This window comes from Bradyrhizobium sp. USDA 3311, assembly GCF_054062495.1.
On record NZ_JBSSFI010000001.1, the window covers coordinates 7,913,657 to 7,930,194 of the forward strand.

The window sequence follows — 16,538 nt, forward strand, 5'->3', positions numbered from 1 at the left end:
GGTCAATGACACTTGAAGTAATCGAAGGGTTCGCGGCAGGCCTTGCAGCGCCAGAGCGCCTTGCAGGAGGTCGAGCCGAATTCGGACAACAGCTCGGTCCTGTCAGAACCGCATTGCGGACACGCGACAGACTGCTCGCCGAACAGCGCGCGGCGCGAGTTCGAAGCCTGTGGCGGCGCGATGCCGTAGGCGCGCAGCTTCCGCCGCCCCTCCTCGCTCATCCAGTCGGTGGTCCAGGCCGGCGACAACACCGTGCGGACCTTCGGACGATGGAAGCCGGCGCGCTCCAGCGCGACCTCGATTTCGAGCGCGATCATGTTCATGGCCGGGCAGCCCGAATAGGTCGGGGTGATCGCGACCTCGACATGGTCGCCGTCGAGAACGACATCGCGGAGCACACCGAGATCGGCGATCGTCAGCACCGGGATTTCCGGGTCGACCACGCTCGCCGCAGCATCCCAGGCGCGCTGACGCAGATCGGCACCGCTCTCTAGCACCGTCACCATGTCTGCCCCGGGAAGGTACGCTGCATCGATTGCAGCTCCGACAGGAGATGGCCGAGATGCTCGCTGTGCCGGCCCGCGCGGCCGCCCTGCTGCATCCAGTCGTTCTGCGGCAGCTCGAGCGTAGCCTCGCTGACGACATCGGAAAGCATCTTCAGCCAACGACCGCGCAAGATACCGGGATCGATGGCGACACCCGCATGGATCAGGGCGCGCTCGCCGTCGTCGACGGCAAACATCTCACCGGTGAAGGCCCAGAGGTGATCAATCGCGGCTTGCGCTCGTCGATGGCTCTCGTCTGTGCCGTCGCCGAGCCGGATGATCCATTCCGAGGCATGACGCAGATGATAGGCGCTCTCCTTCTCGGACTTGGCGGCAATGGCGGCGAGCGTCGTGTCGCGCGAGGTCGTCATGGCGCGCCAGTAGAGGTCGGCGTAGGCGGAATAGAAGAACTGCCGCACCAAGGTCTGGGCAAAATCGCCGTTGGGCTGCTCGACCAGCAGCAGGTTGCGGTACTGCCGGACGTCGCGCAGGTAGGCGAGCTTGTCCTCATCATTCTCCTTGCCTTCGGCCTTGGCGGCATAGGTGTAGAGCTCGCGTGCCTGGCCGATGAGGTCGAGCGCGATGTTGGAGAGCGCCATGTCCTCTTCCAGCATCTGCGCATGCCCGCACCATTCCGACAACCGGTGACCGAGGATCAGCGCATCGTCGGCGCGGCGCAGGGCGTAGAGCACCAGCGGCGTTTCGGAGACCTGGGTGTTGGCGACCGGCATCACATATGCCCCACTTCTTCGGGCACCTCATAAAACGTCGGATGCCGGTAGATCTTTGACTCCGCCGGCTCGAACATCATGCCCTTCTCGGCCGGATCGCTCGCGGTGATCGCGGTGGACGGCACGACCCAGATCGACAGGCCCTCGCCGCGGCGGGTGTAGATGTCGCGGGCTGCCTGGAGGGCCATGGTGGCATCGCTGGCATGCAGCGATCCCACATGCTTGTGCGCGAGCCCGTTGCGGCTGCGGATGAAGACTTCCCACAGCGGCGTGTTCGGCGTGGCCATCGTGATCTCCTTACTCGGCTGCTTGCGCGGTCTGGCGACGCGCGCGCTTGGCGGCATAGGCGGCGGCGGCTTCGCGCACCCAGGCCCCCTCCTCGTGCGCCTTGCGGCGTGCCGCCATGCGATCCCGATTGCAGGGGCCGTTGCCGGCGAGCACCTGCTTGAATTCGGTCCAGTCGATCTCGCTGTAGCGCCAGTGCCCCTCGGCATCCTGCGTCATGCCGGGATCGGGAATGGTGAGGCCGAGATATTGCGCCTGCGGCACGGTGGCATCGACGAATTTCTGGCGCAGCTCGTCATTGGAGAAGCGCTTGATCTTCCACTTCGTCGAGGTGTCGCTGTGCTGGCTCGTGGCGTCGGGCGGACCGAACATCATCAGCACCGGCCACCACCAGCGGTTCAGCGCATCCTGCGCCATCGCCTTCTGCTCGTCCGAGCCGCGGCACAGCGTCAGCATGATCTCGTAGCCCTGGCGCTGGTGGAACGATTCCTCCTTGCAGACGCGGATCATCGCGCGCGCATAGGGACCGTAGGAGCAGCGGCACAGCGGGATCTGGTTCATGATCGCGGCGCCGTCCACCAGCCAGCCGATGGTGCCGATGTCGGCCCAGGTCAGCGTCGGATAGTTGAAGATGGACGAGTACTTGGCCTTGCCGGCGAGCATGGCATCGACCAGCTCCTCGCGCGAGGCGCCAAGCGTTTCTGCGGCGGCATAGAGATAGAGCCCGTGGCCGCACTCGTCCTGCACCTTGGCGAGCAGCGCGGCCTTGCGGCGCAAGGTCGGCGCACGCGTGATCCAGTTGCCTTCGGGCAGCATGCCGACGATTTCGGAATGGGCGTGCTGGGAGATCTGGCGGGTGAGCGTCTTGCGATAGGCCGCCGGCATCCAGTCGTTCGGCTCGATGCGTTCCTCCGCATCGATGCGGGCCTGGAACTGCGCAGCCCTGCCTGCGTCCTCAAGACCGCGATCGTCGGTCTCGGCCGTGTTCAGCGCCTGGGTGTACATGCGCATCCTCCCGTTTTATTGGGAGATAATATATAACAGAAATTACGTCATGCAAGATATTTCTGTAACATAAAGATCAGGCGCCGAACCTCCGTTCCAGGAGCTTTCGCGCCGCCGGCAATGGCCCTTTTTCATTGGTTCCATGGCCATCAAGCCATTGTTCGGACGGAGCAAGCAGCGCGCGATAGATCTCGCCGCAGAGTTCGCGGGCGGCCCTGCCCGGCCAATCCGCAGGCAACAGGCTCTCGGGCAGCAGCGGATCGCGCAGCACGACGCGGCGATAGTGGTGGATCAGCAGGATCCGCGCGGTGAAGGCGTCGGCGTCGGAGAGAGTCGTTCCGCGGCCGATCGCGGTGCGCAGCGGCTCGAACGTCTTCATGAACTTCAGATAGGCATCCGCGGTGCGATCGAGCGGCCAGCTTGCGCTGAGCAGCCGGCGCCCGCTGTCGTCCTCCGCGGAGACCTCGAGACGGATAGCGCCCGCAGCCTCATCCGGCACCGGCACGCCCGACGGCGCAACCCACACGCCGGGCAGCGGACTGCCGAAGCCGGCATTGCGCAGCGCCTCGCGCGAGGCGTCGCGGTCCTCGCCATTGATCAGCAGCAGCTCGAAACGCCCGGTCCAGTCCGACGGCGGCGGATCGTAGATGTGGCGCGTCGCGGCCTCGAAGGTCTGGTGGCCCTTGTCGGCGAGACGATAGAAACTGTTGCGGCCGACCTTTTCACGCGTCAGCCAGCCGTCAGCCGCCAGGCGCGACATCGCGGTGCGCACCACCCCGCTGTCGATGTCCAGGCGTTCGAAGAATTCCAGCAGCGTGCCGAGCCACACCGAGCCCCCGCGCGGCACGATGGCGTCGCCGAACACGGTGATGACGATGGAGCCGGTGCGCGACGGTTCGCGCTTCAGCTGGTCGATGATGCGGGAGAGCGGATGCGCCATGTGCGAGGCATAGCGCGTTTGGTGCAGGCGCGACAATGGACGGGAGCGACGCCGTTACTCTCCCTCTCCCCGTTCTTACGGGGAGAGGGCTGCTTCTGCAAAAACGGTAAGAGACGGACTCGCGGAGACTCCCCCTCACCCGGATTGCATCTTCGATGCAATCCGGCCTCTCCCCGCACGCGGGGAGAGGCAAAGAAGCTACCTATGCGGATCGGGATACGCCAGGCTGCGCCAGCCGCTGCGGTCGAAGGGCTTCCACTGGCCTTCCTTCTGCGCAAGCCGGTCGGCGACAGCGTAAACCGCAGCCGGGTGATGCCCCATGCCGCAATGGCTGCTCTCGATCTCGATGCTCTCGGTCTGCGCGCCGGACTTCTCCATGCAGCCCTGCCAGGCGCAGACGCCGTCGGTGCGGCTGAAGATGGCGGTGGTCGGCACCGGCGGCGGAACGGCGAGCTCGCCGCCGAAGCGCGGATCGACCTGATCGGCCTTCTGTCCGCTCGCCCATTCATAGACGCGCCAGGCATTGGTGGAGCGCGGATCGCCGGCAAAGGGGCTTCCGAGGGTGATCACCTGACGCACGCGCTCGGGCATCATCTTGGCGAGCTGGCGCGCATAGAGGCCACCGAGGCTCCAGCCGACCAGGCTGATCTTGCGGCCATGCGTGTCGCTGAGCTCCTGGACCAGATCGACCATCGCGTGCTGCACGCCGGGACGCAGGCCGTAGTTGCGGCCCTGGCGCCAGCCACTCACCGCGTAGTCCTTGCCTGACAGAAAGGTGCGCAGCGCGCGCGTGGACGCGTCGGAGGCCACAAGGCCCGGCAGCACGAGCACCGGATGCCCATCGCCGCGGGGCGCGAGGCTCAGCAGCGGCAGCGCGCCGAGGAATGCGCCGAACTCGTGGATCGCGCGCCCTTCCAGAAACATCAGGGTACGGGATGGCGGACGCAGCGTCTGGGCAGTAGCGGTCATCAATGTTTCCCTTGGGACGGCGCCGGCCGCGATGCCGGCAAATGGGCATGAATTCCAATACGCCGGCTTCTTGAACGTTCCGCAGCGCAACATGAATCAGCTAGGCGGCCGGTGCCCGACATTCAAGCGGGAGAGACGCGGGGCCACAATAGGCCCGCGCGTTAATGCTAACGTCAGTGACGCAAAAGTCACAGCAATCGAAGCAGGAATTCTACGGAGTAAAGCGCGAGTCCGGCCAGCCCGCCGATCAGCGAACCATTGAAGCGGATGTATTGCAGGTCACGGCCGATGTTGATTTCGATCAGCGAAATCAGCTGCGCCATATCCCAGGCCTTGACCTGGTCGGAGATGAAGGTGGAGACGCCGCTCTTCTGGTCGGCGACGAAGCTGCGCAGCACCGTCACCAGACCCTTGTTGATCTCGCCGCGCAGTTCGGCATCGCCGGCGAGCGCTTCGCCCGCGGCGACGAACATGCCGACGAGATGATGCTGAAGCACCTGTGTCTCGCCGGAGGCGCTGCGCTCGATGAAGGAGCGCGTGTTGGCCCAGACGGTGCGGGCGAGATCTGCAAGCTCGGGCCGCGCCAGCAGATCGCGTTTCAGGCCGTCGATGCGATCGATGTAGGCCTGGTCGGTGCCGAGCCGGTCGACGAAGGTCAGCACCATGCGATCGAACTCGCCGCGGAACGGATGCTTGGGATCGCTGCGCACCTCGTTGAAGAAGGCCGTGGCCGACGCCACGATCTTGTTCACCAGAAACTTGTCGGCGCGGTAGAGCCTGAGCAGGGTCGGCAACTCCGCGCGCACCTTCTCGCGGATCATCGCCATCGTCTCTTTCTGGTTCAGCGTGTCATGCATCACGCGCAGGAGATCGTCGAACAGGATCTGGTGCCGCCCTTCCGCAACGAAGCCGCGCAGCGTGCCGGCGGCGAGCGGCGCGAGGTCGATCGCCTGGAGCTGCGAGGACATGCGGCGGATGATGAAGGTCATCAGGCCGGAGGTCTCGGTCGCGGAGAAGGCCTCCGGCAACAAACGCAGCGCGAAGCGCGCGAGATCCTCGCTGCGCTTGCGGTCGCGCAGCCAGTCGGCAACGAAGGAGCCGAAATCGATCTCGTTCAGCTTGGCCTCGACGGGTCCGGCCTCGAGAAAATGCACCTGGATGAACTCGCCGAGCTTGTCGGCGATGCGGGCCTGGTTGCTCTGGATGATCGCGGTATGCGGGATCGGCAGGCCGAGCGGCCGCTTGAACAGCGCGACCACGGCATACCAGTCGGCGAGGCCGCCGATGGTCGCGGCTTCTGCGAAGGCCGCGATGAAGCCGAACGCGGGATGCACGGGCAGAAGCCATTTCGCGACGACGAACAAGGCCAGCGTCGAGGCCAGCACCAGCGTCGCCATTGCTTTCACGCGGCGCAACTCGGCCGCCCGCTCGGCGTCGCCGGGAGTGTCGAAGGAGAAGGTGGCGGGAGAAGTCATGATTCACCGAGCTTACGTCATTCCGGGACGATCCGCAGGACCGGACCCGGAATGACGACCGATGATGACGGCGGCGCAAAAAACAAGGCCCGCCGAAGCGGGCCTCAAAATTCAGTTTATCAACGCGACGCGCAATCAGGCGGTCTTGTTGTAGACCTTGGCAAAGTTGTCCTGAGCGGACTTCGCACCATTGGCGGCGAGCTTGCCGAGATAGTCGGTGGTCGCCTTGGCGCGCGAGACGAACGCTTCGCCGCGGGAGCGGAGCAGGCTCGACTGGATCTCGACGGCTTCGCTGAACGACTTGGCGGACGCGAGCTTGTCGATGCCCGAGAAGAACGCTTCAGCGTCCTCGTAGATCGCCTGCTGGATGTTGCGGCTGATCTTGCCGGCCTCGGTGACGGACTCGGTCACCGCGTTCTCGACGGCGGCGGTCACGCGCTCGGAGCCAGCGAACACCTCGGCAGCACGGTCCTTGGCGGTGTTGGCGGTCTTCTTGACGAATTCGCGGGCGGCCTCGGGAACTTCCAGGTTCTGGATGTTCTTGAAAGCGTCCTTGAAGCCCTCGAAAGCGGTGTTGGTTTCAGTGGTCATGGGGTTCTCTCCATCCTCAATGGTCTGAGCTATGGGCTCACCCCGTCCGCATTGGCCCGGGGCACGGCTTATATGGCATAGTTAATTGTGCGATGCAACATTAATATTGCATTGCAGTATCACGAAATCGTGAACAGCCTTAACAGGAGGCAATATGATGCCTCCCTCACCAATCCCGGCGAACGCGTGCCTGATCGCGGTCTTTAGAGCTGGACGGCACCTGGCAGCCCATAGGCCTCCATCTGGGCCTGGACCTGCGCGATGTTGTGGCCGAGCACGACAATGTCGTGGGTCTTGCCATCGACATCGCGGACGTGGTCGCGCAGCAGCGCCTCGGCCTTGAAGCCAAGGCTTTCGAACACCGCGATCGCCGCCTGCTGGTCGACCGTCATCTGGACCGAGAGCTTTTCCAGGCCGGCGCCGAGCGCGAGCGCAAAGGTCTCCTGCGACAGCGCCCGCCCCACCCCCTTCCCGCGCACGTCGAGCGAGACCACCATGCGAATCTCGCCGACATGGGGCGACCAGGAATGCGGATCGCGCACCAGCGTGCCGCAGCCGACGACCTTGCCGTCCTTCACGGCGAGCAGGCTCGTGATCGCACCGCGCTCGATCTCCTTGACCCAGGCCGAGAGCACTTTTGGCTCGCTGATGTTGCGGGGCAGGAAGAGCAGATCGTGCGTCGGCAGGCCCTTGCCAAAGGCGAGCACCGCGGCTTCGTCCGCAGGTGACATCAAGCGGATCTCGATCTCGCCGGCGTCGGTCTTGACCTGACGCGGATAGGAACGCTGCTCACTCATGTCGATCTCTTCCCCAGCCAGGAGTCCAGTTTCGGCCACAGCCGTTTCACCGCGTTGGCGCCGGCGACCAGCGAGACGTGCCCGCCCTTCAGCATCACCTCTTCCTTGTCCGCCGATCCAATCTTCGCGATCAAATGTTTTGCGGCATCATAGGGCACGATGTGGTCGTGCTCGGCGACCGCATGCAGGATCGGCACCTTGATATCCTCGAGCTTCGCCGCACGGCCACCGACCGACATGGTGTCGTTGAACAGCTTGTTGTCCCACATCAGGTCCTTGGTGATGGTGCGGAAATACTCGCCCGCCAGCGGCAGCGTATCGGTCGCCCAGCGATCGAACATCCGGTAGGACTTGACGAACTCGTCGTTCCAGATGTTTTCCCAGAGCTGGATCTGGCTCACCGTGCGCGAGGCCGGGCGCAGCATCTCGAACGAGGACAGGATCATCTCCGGCGGCACGTTGCCGATGCTGTCGACAAGGCGATCGACGTCGAAATAGCGGCGGTCGGAGAAATTGGAGAACAGCTTCATCTCGCGGAAGTCGATCGGCGTAGTGAAGCAGATCAAGTTCTTCATTGGCCCGTCCTTGTGGATCGAGCCGTAGAGCAGCGACAGCACGCCACCGAAGCAGTAGCCGATGACGGAGACGTCCTGCTCGCCGGAATCCTGCTGCACGCGGCGGACGCAATCCGGGATAAAGTCGAGGACGTAGTCCTCCATGCGCAGGCTCTTCTCTTCCGGACGCGGCGCGCTCCAGTCGAGCATGTAGACGTCGTAGCCGCGCCTCAGGAGGAACTCGATGAAGCTCTGGCCGGGCACGAGGTCGAGGATGTAGCCTCGATTGGTGGTCGCCATCACGATCAGCACCGGCACCCGGTAGATCTCGTCCGACATCGGCCGATAGTGGTAGAGGCTCATCGTGCCGCGTGAATGCAGCACGTCTTTCGGCGTCGAGCCTAGCGTCGGGCCGGAGGTCGAGAAATATTCGACGCCCTTGATGCTGCGCTGGATTGCGCGCTGCACCTCGGACTGGATGCGCTCCGGGATGGAGGCGAAATCAAGTCCCGTCGGCGCGTTCATTTGGGCTCTCCGCCTTCCGAGGGCGGGCGTTTCGTCCGCGGCGGCCGCGGCGCACCGTCGAAGCCTTGCGAGAGTCCGGAACCTGCCGCCATCTGGCTCAGCATCGACTTCATCTCGCCGATCTGGACCTCGATGGACTGCAGCCGTTCCGCAAGACCCGTGACCTGCTCCCGGCTCGGCAGATTCATGCTGACGAGGTATTTCTCCATGAGCTCGCCGAGCTGCTTCTGAGCACCTGCAGCAACGCCGCCGGCCCGATTCATCGCTTGCGAGAACTCAGGCGACGACATGGCTTGATTGGCGAAAGAGTTGAACCCCTTCTCCATCTCGCCAACCATCTTCTGCCACACGGCAACGGGGTCGTTGGTCTTGTCGGTCATCGGCGTCCTCCTGAAATCGAGAGCTGCGATGCCCTTCTTTTTTCGCCATACCACACCGTTGCGCGGTGCCGGTCAACCGGCAAGCAGCGGGTGCGCTGATGCGCGCGCCGCTTCTTTGCGGCGGGAAACCGTGCGATACAGCATCGATCAGCAGGAGGGACCGCGCCCGTGAACGCCCATCAGCCGCCCCAGACCGTCCGCGCCAACGGCATCGACATTTGCTACGAGATTTTTGGCAACGACAACGCCGAGCCGCTGCTGCTGATCATGGGGCTCGGGGCGCAGATGATCCATTGGGACGATGCGTTCTGCGAGCAGCTCGCCGTGCACGGCTTTCGCGTGATCCGCTTCGACAACCGCGACATCGGCAAGTCGAGCCATCTCGCGGGCGGCAAGCGGCTGACGCCGCTCGAGCTGTTGAAGCTCCGCTTCCTCAGGATTCCCGTAGCCGCAACCTACAAGCTGATCGACATGGCCAGGGACACCGTGGGCCTGATGGACGCGCTCGGCATCAAGTCGGCGCATCTGGTCGGCGCCTCCATGGGCGGCATGATCGCGCAGGAGGTGACGCTGTCGTTTCCCGGGCGCGTGCGCTCGTTGACCTCGATCATGTCGACGACGGGCAATCCGCGCGTGCCGCCGCCAACACGCGAGGCCGCGGCGATGCTGATGGCGCCGCCTCCGCGCAGCAAGGAGGAGTTCATAGTCCGCTACGGCCAGACCTGGAGGGTGTTGCGCGCCGGGGCCTTTCCGGAAGAGGAAGCGCTCGACCCTGATCGTGCCGAGCGCGTGTTCGCGCGCGGGCTCAATCCGGCCGGTGTCGGGCGGCAGCTCCGCGCCGTGCTCGCCTCCGGAAGCCGCAAGGAACGGCTGCATGGCGTGAAGACGCCGACGCTGGTGATCCACGGCACGGTTGATCCCCTGGTCCATCCCGAAGGCGGCAAGGACACGGCGGCATCAATTCCCGGCGCAAAGCTGTTGATGGTCGAAGGCATGGGCCACGCGCTGCCGATGCGTTTCTGGCCCGAGATCATCGGCGCCATCGACAAGCACGCGCGTCGAGCGGCAGCACAGGCTGCCTAGCGCTTTCTCGCCATCCAGATCACATGGCGCGCGCCGCCGCCCCTGCCGGTGGCGCGGATGTTGACTTCGTTGACGTCGAAACCCGCGCTCTTTAGGCGCCTGGTGAATGCCGGGTTGGGCCCCGACGACCACACGGCGAGCACGCCGCCCGGCCGCAGCGCCGTCTTGGCCGCCTTCAACCCGCCCGCGTTGTAGAGCGCATCATTGCCCTTCCGGGTCAGCCCCTCCGGCCCGTTGTCGACGTCGAGGAGGATGGCGTCGAAGGCCGATCGCTGCGCGCGGATGATTTCAGCGACATCGATCTCCCGAATGCTCACCCTGACATCATCGAGACTGTCGCCGAAGACCTCCGCCATCGGACCTCGCGCCCAGGCAACCACCGCCGGCACGAGCTCGGACACCACGATCTTCGCCTTAGCTCCGAGCACGGCCAGCGCCGCACGCAGCGTAAAGCCCATGCCGAGGCCGCCGATCAGGACAACGGGCTTTGCGACCGTCTCGATCTGCTTCGCCGCCAGCGTCGCAAGTGCCGCCTCGGAGCCCGACAGACGATTGTTCATCAGCTCGTTGGTGCCGAGCTTGATGGAGAACTCCTTGCCCCGCCGCATCAGGCGGAGCTCTTCGTCGGAGCCGGGGATTTTGGCGGTGTCGATCTTTTCCCAGGGAATCATGGGAGAGCTTTAGCACGATTTGCTTCGTAGCCCGGCCTAACCGCCCGCCCAGACGTCGAGCACATAGCGATTCGTCGCGCCCATCTCCTCGATCCAGCGCGCGGCCGTGGCGGCATCGCTACCGCTCTTCTCGCGACGGATCGCAACGAGCGCTGCCTTCACGTCGGGCTCCATTTTGCCGCCGTCGCCGCAGACGTAGATGATGGCGCCCTGCTCGATCAGCGGCCAGACCTTGTCCTTCTGCGCCGCGAGCACATGCTGCACATAGGTCTTCGGTCCGGCCGCGCGCGAGAACGCGGTGAAGAGCTCGGTGACGCCGCTTGCCGCCAACGCCTTCAGCTCGTCGGCGTAGAGAAAATCCTGATCGGGGTGGCGGCAGCCGAAGAACAGCATCGCCGGGCCAAGCGCAGCGCCTTTCGCCTTGCGCGCGGCGCGCTCCTGGAGGAAGCCGCGGAACGGCGCCAGTCCCGTGCCCGGCCCGATCATGATGATCGGCACGGATGAGTCGTCCGGGAGCCGGAAGCCGGCCTTGGTCTCGCGCACCGTGGCGTAGATCGCATCGCTCGCGCGCCGGTTGGCGAGATAGTTCGAGCAGATGCCTTTGTAGACGCCGCGCCCGGAAGCGGCCGGCCCCTCGACGACGCCGACCGTGATACTGCACCGCGCCGGATCGACCGAAGGCGAGGAAGAGATCGAGTAATAGCGCGGCGCCAACAGCGAGAGCATCTCCAGATAGACGTGGAACGGCAATTCGCAGGCCGGATATTCGAGCAGTAGATCGTACACCGATTTGCGCCTCGCCAGAATCTCGGTGCGATAGCGCTCGGCCGGCTCGGCCTCCTCGCCGACGAAGGTCAGCAGCTTCGGCTTGGTGACCGGGCAGCGCGTGTGCTCGGCCATGATCTGGATCTGCTTCCGCGTCGCCACCTGCTGCAGCTCGACGAACTCGCTGAGCAGGCGGCCGACCGACACGGCCTCGCCGACCGGCAATTGGGCACGGCGGCCTTCGGCCACCTGAAGCCTGATCTGGTCGGCCGGCAGGAAGCCGAAGCGGCGGGCGACCGAATCCACCAGCGTCGGATCGTTGCGCGGAACGACGCTCAGATGATCGCCGACGCGGTAGGTGATGTTGGACGGCAGCTGCACCTCGATATGGCGCGTCGAGCGCTCCGACGGATTGGACCCGCTCTTGTTCTGAAGCTCGTCATTGACCAGCACCTTCATCGCCACCGCGCCGCCCTGGGCCACGATGGTGTTGACGGCAGTCACCGCGACAGGCTCGATCGCGTAGAGCGGGTCGTCCTCCGCGGTGCGGGTGAAGTTCCAGTCGATGCCGAACTCCTTGGTCGCGACCTGGGCAGCTGCCGGGAACCATTTCTGGAACTGGCCGTCGAGATCGCTGCGCGCGTCACCTTCGCCGCGCGGATAGACCGCGCGCGCGCCATGCCCCGACAATTGCTCGTCGATGAAGCGCGGCACCGATTGATAGGTCGCAGCCCAGTCGCTGTTGCCGCAGCCGAACACGGCGTAGCGCACATTGGCAAAGGCATCCTTGGGCAGGTCGCTGCCGAGCCATTTGACGAATTGCGTCGCATTGTCCGGCGGCGCTCCGTTATAGGAGGCGCAGATGATCAGCACGCCGCCCTCCTGCGGCAGCTTGCCGACGTATTCGTCGAGCGCCCCGAGATGCACGGCAAAGCCGTTGATCTCGGCGAGGTCGGCCATGCGTGTCGCGAGTTCTTCGGCGGTGCCGAGATTGGAGCCGTACAGCACCAGCATCGGCGTGTTGTGGCCGGGCCGCGCCGTCGGCTGACGCGGTGCTCGCGGCGCCGAGGACACAGCCGCGACAGGCCCGCCATAGGCACCGCGCTCGCGATCGGCGCGCGGACGAACCTTGATCTTGAAGCCCTCCGGCTTCATCGTCAGCGTTTCCTTCAGGTGCATCTGGTAGCGCTGGTGGTCGATCAGCTTGAAACGCTGGAGGATCATGCCGAGCGCGAGCGCCGCCTCGTGCATGGCAAAGCCGCGGCCGATGCAGGCGCGCTGACCGTTGCCGAACGGCTTCCAGGCATTGATCGGCCGCTTGGCCTCCGCCTCGCGGCTGAAATTTTCGGGATCGAAGGCATCGGGATTCGGCCCCCAGACGGAGGGATCGCGATGCAGCGCCGTCACCAGAATGGTGATGAACGTGCCCTTCCTGAGCTTGTACTTGCCGCCGCCGATGGTTTCGTCCGCGAGCGGCGAGATGCCGTAGGCCGGCGCCGGCGGCCACAGCCGCAGCGCCTCTTTCAGGATCTGCGTGATGTAGGTGAGCTGCGTCACCTGCTGATAGGTCGGCTTCGCGTTGACATCTGGACCGAAGACGCGATCGACCTCGTCATAGGCCTTCTTGAGGATGTCGGGATGCTTCAGGAGCGCATAGAGCGTGTAGGACAAGAGGCCGCTCGTGGTCTCGTGGCCCGCGATCAAGAACGTGTTGATCTGGTAGCGGATGTTCACGTCGTCGAGCTGCTCGCCGGTCGAGCGGTCGACGCCGGTCATCATCGCCGCGAGCATGTCCTTCTTGTCGTCGATCCCCTCTGCACTCTTGCGGCGCTCTGCGATGATCTCGTCGACCATCTTGTTCATGAAGGCGACGTCTTCGGCGAGGGTCTTGCGCCGCTTCTGCATCCAGATCTGCTCGAACGGCAGACCCCGCGTCATCATGATGGTTTCGAGCGAGCGCACCAGCGACTCGACGAAGGGATGGTAGTCGCGCCGGTAGAACGAATTGAATCGGTAGTCGAAGCCGCACAGGCCGATCGTGTCCAGCGTCAGGGCGGTCATGTCGTGGACGACGTCGATCTCGTCGTCGGCGTTGAGCCGCTCCCATTTTTGGACGAGCTGCTCGGCGATGTCGACCATGCTCGGGTGGTAGGACTGCATCGCTCGGTTGCCGAACGGCTGGAGCAGGATGTTGTGCGCCTTGCTCCAGTTCGGCTCCCTGGTGTCGGCCGTGAACAGGCCGTCGCCGCCGACCGCACGCACGCGCCGCAGCGCGCCGCGCACCGTCTTGTCGAAGCGCTTCTCGTCGGAGAGCTCGTCGACGAGATCGTGGCCCGAGACGACGACGATCGGCGAGCCCATCATGTCGAGCCAGAAGATCGGGCCGAGCTCCTTGGCGAGCCGCGTCAGGTGCTGCACGGGAGCCGCCGAGTCCAGCGACAGCATATTGCCGACCACCGGCTTGGTCGGCGGCTGCGGGATCGGGTCCAGACGGTTCTTGGATGACATTGACGTGCGCTTCCCCCTGATCGCGTCATTCCGGGGCGATGCGCAGCATCGAACCCGGAATCTCGAGATTCCGGGTTCGCCCTTCGGGCGCCCCGGAATGACGTTCCATTTACACTGACGACGGCATCGTCACCCAAACCGCCTTCTACGCCATTCGATCAGCTTGGCGCTGACCTCGTCCGGCTTCTCCTGCTGCGTCCAATGGCCGCTGTCGCGGACCAGATATTTTTCGAGATCGGGAATCAGCTTGTCCATGCCATCGGCGGAAGACGGCGGCAGCACCGCGTCGTTCTCGGCCATGATCATCAGCGACGGCACGCGTACCGTATGATCGAGCCCTTCGGCGCGCACCCAGTTGCGCGACATGTTGCGGTACCAGTTGATGCCGCCGGTAAAGCCGGTCCTGGTGAAATTGTCGACGAACACCTTCTTCTCTTCCGGCAACAGGATCGGCGTGCGCGGATCGTGCTTGGCGTCATAGGCCGCAATCATCTGCGGAAACGCCAGATTGACCCGCGGCGAAGCGCCCACCCCGGCAATCACTTCCTCTGCCGGTGCATCGGGCGGGCGCGGCGCCGGCTTGCGCATGAACGCATCGAAGGTTTGCTCGACGCGGCTGCCGAAAATCCTGTCGGCCTCACGCGACGGGTCCTGGAACTGCACGATGTACATCTTGTCGCCAAACCGTGCGCGCAGGAGTTCGATCGGATCGGCCCAGGCCCGGTTGGTATGGGGGGTATTGATGCCGACCACGCCGGCGACGCGGCCGATATGCCGCAGCGGCATCTGCCAGACGATGAAGCCGCCCCAGTCGTGGCCGACGAAGATCGCCTTGTCGATCCCGAGATGATCGAGCAGACCGACGAGGTCGCCGGTCAGGTGCTCGATATCGTAGTCCTCGACCGGCTCGGGCCGGTCGGTCGCGCCATAACCGCGCTGGTCCGGCGCGATCACCCGGATTCCGGCCTCGCTCAGCGCCTTGATCTGATGGCGCCAGGAAAAGGCGAGCTCCGGCCAGCCATGGCACAGCACCATCGGCGGGGTGTCGGAGACCGGACCCGCCTCGTAATAACCCATGCGGATTCCGTTCGTCTGCACGAACTTGAGCGGCGGCATTTCGATCATCGGGACATTCCTACTCAGCAGCGCCCTTGATGTCGGCCGCTGGCGGCGCATAGGCCGCCTCCAGCGCAGCAAACTCCTCGGGCAGCATGTCACACATCACCTGCACATGCGGAATGATGTTGGCACCGACAATGAAACCGAAATCGAGCTGGTCGCGATAGCTCTGCACCGTGATGTTGAGCGCCTGCCCGTGCGTCGAGATCGACACCGGGAAGATATGCAGCAGCTCCGCGCCGGCGGCGTAGAGCGTCTGCCGCGGCCCGGGTACGTTGGACACCGTGATGTTGGCGGCCGGCGGCAGCACGTCCGACAGGTTCGAGCGGCTGTAGAGCAAGGCCAGGATCTGCACCATGATCGGCGCGCCCAGCATCGAGATGTTGGACACTTGCGGCATCAGGGCGCGCAGCGGATGCGACATCTCCTTGGACTTGGTCGATTGCGCGATGATCGCCTCCAGTCGGGCCTTGGGATCGTCGATGTCGGTCGCGATCGCGCAGATCATGCCGAAAACCTGGTTGTTGGCCTCGGTGTTGCCTTCCTCGCGCAGCGAGATCGGCACGGCGGCGGTCAAGGATTTCGCCGGCAGCGTGCCATATTGCTGGAGATAGCGGCGGACCACGCCGGAGGCGAGCGCCAGCACGACGTCGTTGAGCTTGCCGCCGGCCTGCTTGGCCAGCGCCTTCGCCCGCGACAGCGGGATCGACACGCCGGCGAAGCTGCGCTCCGAGGAGATGGTCTTGTTGAGCATGGTCGGCGGCGACACCATGCTGGCCAGGCTCTCGCGCGACTTCGGATCGGCGACCTTGCCGAGCACGTCGGACACGCTCTTGAGCACGGTCGGGATGTTGCCGGCGAAGCGCACCGCGCTCTCGATCTGGTACATCGCATTGTCGAACAGGATCGAGCCGATGTCGCTCTTGCCGGTGCGCGGCAGCTGCAGGTTCTTCGCAGCGGCCGAAGCATCGAGCGGCTGGCTGAAGAGCTGCTGATAGGAATCGAGCAGGTTGGCGGCGATGTCACGCGGCTCCTGCCCCGGCTTGGCTCCCGCCGCCGGCGGATCGACCTTCCGCGGGATCGGCGAGATGTCGTAGATCATGTTGGTCAGCGCCGCGCCGGCACCGCCGTCGATGGCGGCATGGTGCATCTTGGAATAGAGCCCGACCTCATTGTCCTTCATGCCCTCGAACACGTAGAATTCCCAGAGCGGGCGGGCGCGGTTCAAGAGCTTGGCGTGCATCCAGCCGACGATGCGTTCCAGCGTGGCGCGGTCGCGCGGCTGCGGCAGGCTGGCGCGGAAGATGTGACGGTCAATGTCGAACTGATCGTCCTCGACCCAGGAGGGATGGTCGATGTCGAGCGGCGCCTTCTCCAGCCGCGCCTTCAGGATCGGCGCGATGTGCAGGCGCGAGACGATCATCGCCTTGAAGTCTTCGAAGAAGTCGCCCTTGTAATCGTCGGGCAGGCGAAAGATCGCCATGCTGCCGACATGCATCGGCATTTCCGGCGTTTCCAGATAGAGAAACGACGCATCCAGCGACGACAGCTTCTTACCGTCAGCCATGGTTCCCTCCCGCAAGATTTGACGGGCG

16 protein-coding genes are annotated in these 16,538 nt (G+C 64.7%); 1 reads left to right on the top strand and 15 read right to left on the bottom strand.

Annotation, left to right across the window (positions count from 1 at the left end; genetic code table 11):
• Positions 1-2: 2 nt before the first annotated feature.
• The 11 genes from paaD to ACVWW6_RS37810 form a co-directional block, all read right to left on the bottom strand.
• Positions 3-506: a 1,2-phenylacetyl-CoA epoxidase subunit PaaD gene (gene paaD, locus ACVWW6_RS37760; RefSeq protein WP_161535870.1), complete on the bottom strand. Its 504-nt coding sequence runs from the start codon at positions 504-506 to the stop codon at positions 3-5.
• Entirely contained in the window at positions 500-1,276 is a 777-nt protein-coding gene (gene paaC, locus ACVWW6_RS37765; protein ID WP_456682546.1) for a 1,2-phenylacetyl-CoA epoxidase subunit PaaC, read from the bottom strand. The genes paaD and paaC overlap by 7 nt, the downstream gene beginning before the upstream one ends.
• Positions 1,276-1,563: a 1,2-phenylacetyl-CoA epoxidase subunit PaaB gene (paaB, locus tag ACVWW6_RS37770; RefSeq protein ID WP_008136594.1), complete on the bottom strand. Its 288-nt coding sequence runs from the start codon at positions 1,561-1,563 to the stop codon at positions 1,276-1,278. Before paaB ends, paaC begins: the two co-directional genes overlap by 1 nt.
• A 10-nt stretch (positions 1,564-1,573) precedes the next feature.
• Positions 1,574-2,566: a 1,2-phenylacetyl-CoA epoxidase subunit PaaA gene (paaA, locus tag ACVWW6_RS37775; protein ID WP_028172418.1), complete on the bottom strand. Its 993-nt coding sequence runs from the start codon at positions 2,564-2,566 to the stop codon at positions 1,574-1,576.
• A gap of 76 nt (positions 2,567-2,642) precedes the next feature.
• Entirely contained in the window at positions 2,643-3,506 is an 864-nt protein-coding gene (paaX, locus tag ACVWW6_RS37780; protein WP_304565935.1) for a phenylacetic acid degradation operon negative regulatory protein PaaX, read from the bottom strand.
• Between the two features lie 198 nt (positions 3,507-3,704).
• Complete coding sequence (locus ACVWW6_RS37785; protein WP_304565936.1) at positions 3,705-4,475, bottom strand: alpha/beta fold hydrolase; 771 nt, start codon at positions 4,473-4,475, stop codon at positions 3,705-3,707.
• A gap of 188 nt (positions 4,476-4,663) precedes the next feature.
• A complete protein-coding gene (locus ACVWW6_RS37790) occupies positions 4,664-5,950 on the bottom strand; it encodes a DUF445 domain-containing protein (protein ID WP_304551546.1) in 1,287 nt (428 codons plus the stop codon).
• 135 nt (positions 5,951-6,085) lie between these two features.
• Positions 6,086-6,541 (bottom strand): phasin, encoded by a 456-nt coding sequence (locus ACVWW6_RS37795; protein ID WP_011085671.1) that lies wholly within the window; start codon positions 6,539-6,541, stop codon positions 6,086-6,088.
• A gap of 203 nt (positions 6,542-6,744) precedes the next feature.
• Positions 6,745-7,338, bottom strand: coding sequence for a GNAT family N-acetyltransferase (locus tag ACVWW6_RS37800; RefSeq protein WP_028172421.1), 594 nt, complete (start codon positions 7,336-7,338; stop codon positions 6,745-6,747).
• On the bottom strand, positions 7,335-8,417 hold the full coding sequence (locus ACVWW6_RS37805) for a PHA/PHB synthase family protein (protein WP_011085669.1): 1,083 nt from the start codon (positions 8,415-8,417) through the stop codon (positions 7,335-7,337). The genes ACVWW6_RS37800 and ACVWW6_RS37805 overlap by 4 nt, the downstream gene beginning before the upstream one ends.
• Positions 8,414-8,797 (bottom strand): hypothetical protein, encoded by a 384-nt coding sequence (locus tag ACVWW6_RS37810; protein ID WP_038965792.1) that lies wholly within the window; start codon positions 8,795-8,797, stop codon positions 8,414-8,416. The genes ACVWW6_RS37805 and ACVWW6_RS37810 overlap by 4 nt, the downstream gene beginning before the upstream one ends.
• A gap of 168 nt (positions 8,798-8,965) precedes the next feature.
• On the opposite strand from ACVWW6_RS37810, the gene ACVWW6_RS37815 reads away from it, so the two are divergent.
• On the top strand, positions 8,966-9,880 hold the full coding sequence (locus ACVWW6_RS37815) for an alpha/beta fold hydrolase (RefSeq protein ID WP_304551542.1): 915 nt from the start codon (positions 8,966-8,968) through the stop codon (positions 9,878-9,880).
• Here ACVWW6_RS37815 and ACVWW6_RS37820 read toward each other — a convergent pair.
• The 4 genes from ACVWW6_RS37820 to ACVWW6_RS37835 all read right to left on the bottom strand — a co-directional run bounded on the left by ACVWW6_RS37820 (position 9,877) and on the right by ACVWW6_RS37835 (position 16,510).
• Positions 9,877-10,551, bottom strand: a complete 675-nt coding sequence (locus tag ACVWW6_RS37820) for a spermidine synthase (protein WP_456682547.1) — start codon at positions 10,549-10,551, stop codon at positions 9,877-9,879. The two genes, ACVWW6_RS37815 and ACVWW6_RS37820, sit on opposite strands and share 4 nt — an antisense overlap.
• Before the next feature lie 36 nt (positions 10,552-10,587).
• Entirely contained in the window at positions 10,588-13,824 is a 3,237-nt protein-coding gene (locus ACVWW6_RS37825) for a bifunctional cytochrome P450/NADPH--P450 reductase (protein WP_456682548.1), read from the bottom strand.
• A gap of 129 nt (positions 13,825-13,953) precedes the next feature.
• Positions 13,954-14,949 (bottom strand): alpha/beta fold hydrolase, encoded by a 996-nt coding sequence (locus tag ACVWW6_RS37830; RefSeq protein ID WP_304551536.1) that lies wholly within the window; start codon positions 14,947-14,949, stop codon positions 13,954-13,956.
• 10 nt (positions 14,950-14,959) lie between these two features.
• Positions 14,960-16,510: a WS/DGAT/MGAT family O-acyltransferase gene (locus ACVWW6_RS37835; RefSeq protein WP_028172428.1), complete on the bottom strand. Its 1,551-nt coding sequence runs from the start codon at positions 16,508-16,510 to the stop codon at positions 14,960-14,962.
• Between the last annotated feature and the right edge of the window lie 28 nt (positions 16,511-16,538).

What these genes read in the sequence shown, in the direction of transcription:
- paaD (WP_161535870.1), bottom strand. Translation starts at nt 506, where the DNA reads ATGGTGACGGTGCTAGAGAGCGGTGCCGATCTGCGTCAGCGCGCCTGG.
- paaC (WP_456682546.1), bottom strand. Translation starts at nt 1,276, where the DNA reads ATGCCGGTCGCCAACACCCAGGTCTCCGAAACGCCGCTGGTGCTCTAC.
- paaB (WP_008136594.1), bottom strand. Translation starts at nt 1,563, where the DNA reads ATGGCCACGCCGAACACGCCGCTGTGGGAAGTCTTCATCCGCAGCCGC.
- paaA (WP_028172418.1), bottom strand. Translation starts at nt 2,566, where the DNA reads ATGTACACCCAGGCGCTGAACACGGCCGAGACCGACGATCGCGGTCTT.
- paaX (WP_304565935.1), bottom strand. Translation starts at nt 3,506, where the DNA reads ATGGCGCATCCGCTCTCCCGCATCATCGACCAGCTGAAGCGCGAACCG.
- ACVWW6_RS37785 (WP_304565936.1), bottom strand. Translation starts at nt 4,475, where the DNA reads ATGACCGCTACTGCCCAGACGCTGCGTCCGCCATCCCGTACCCTGATG.
- ACVWW6_RS37790 (WP_304551546.1), bottom strand. Translation starts at nt 5,950, where the DNA reads ATGACTTCTCCCGCCACCTTCTCCTTCGACACTCCCGGCGACGCCGAG.
- ACVWW6_RS37795 (WP_011085671.1), bottom strand. Translation starts at nt 6,541, where the DNA reads ATGACCACTGAAACCAACACCGCTTTCGAGGGCTTCAAGGACGCTTTC.
- ACVWW6_RS37800 (WP_028172421.1), bottom strand. Translation starts at nt 7,338, where the DNA reads ATGAGTGAGCAGCGTTCCTATCCGCGTCAGGTCAAGACCGACGCCGGC.
- ACVWW6_RS37805 (WP_011085669.1), bottom strand. Translation starts at nt 8,417, where the DNA reads ATGAACGCGCCGACGGGACTTGATTTCGCCTCCATCCCGGAGCGCATC.
- ACVWW6_RS37810 (WP_038965792.1), bottom strand. Translation starts at nt 8,797, where the DNA reads ATGACCGACAAGACCAACGACCCCGTTGCCGTGTGGCAGAAGATGGTT.
- ACVWW6_RS37820 (WP_456682547.1), bottom strand. Translation starts at nt 10,551, where the DNA reads ATGATTCCCTGGGAAAAGATCGACACCGCCAAAATCCCCGGCTCCGAC.
- ACVWW6_RS37825 (WP_456682548.1), bottom strand. Translation starts at nt 13,824, where the DNA reads ATGTCATCCAAGAACCGTCTGGACCCGATCCCGCAGCCGCCGACCAAG.
- ACVWW6_RS37830 (WP_304551536.1), bottom strand. Translation starts at nt 14,949, where the DNA reads ATGATCGAAATGCCGCCGCTCAAGTTCGTGCAGACGAACGGAATCCGC.
- ACVWW6_RS37835 (WP_028172428.1), bottom strand. Translation starts at nt 16,510, where the DNA reads ATGGCTGACGGTAAGAAGCTGTCGTCGCTGGATGCGTCGTTTCTCTAT.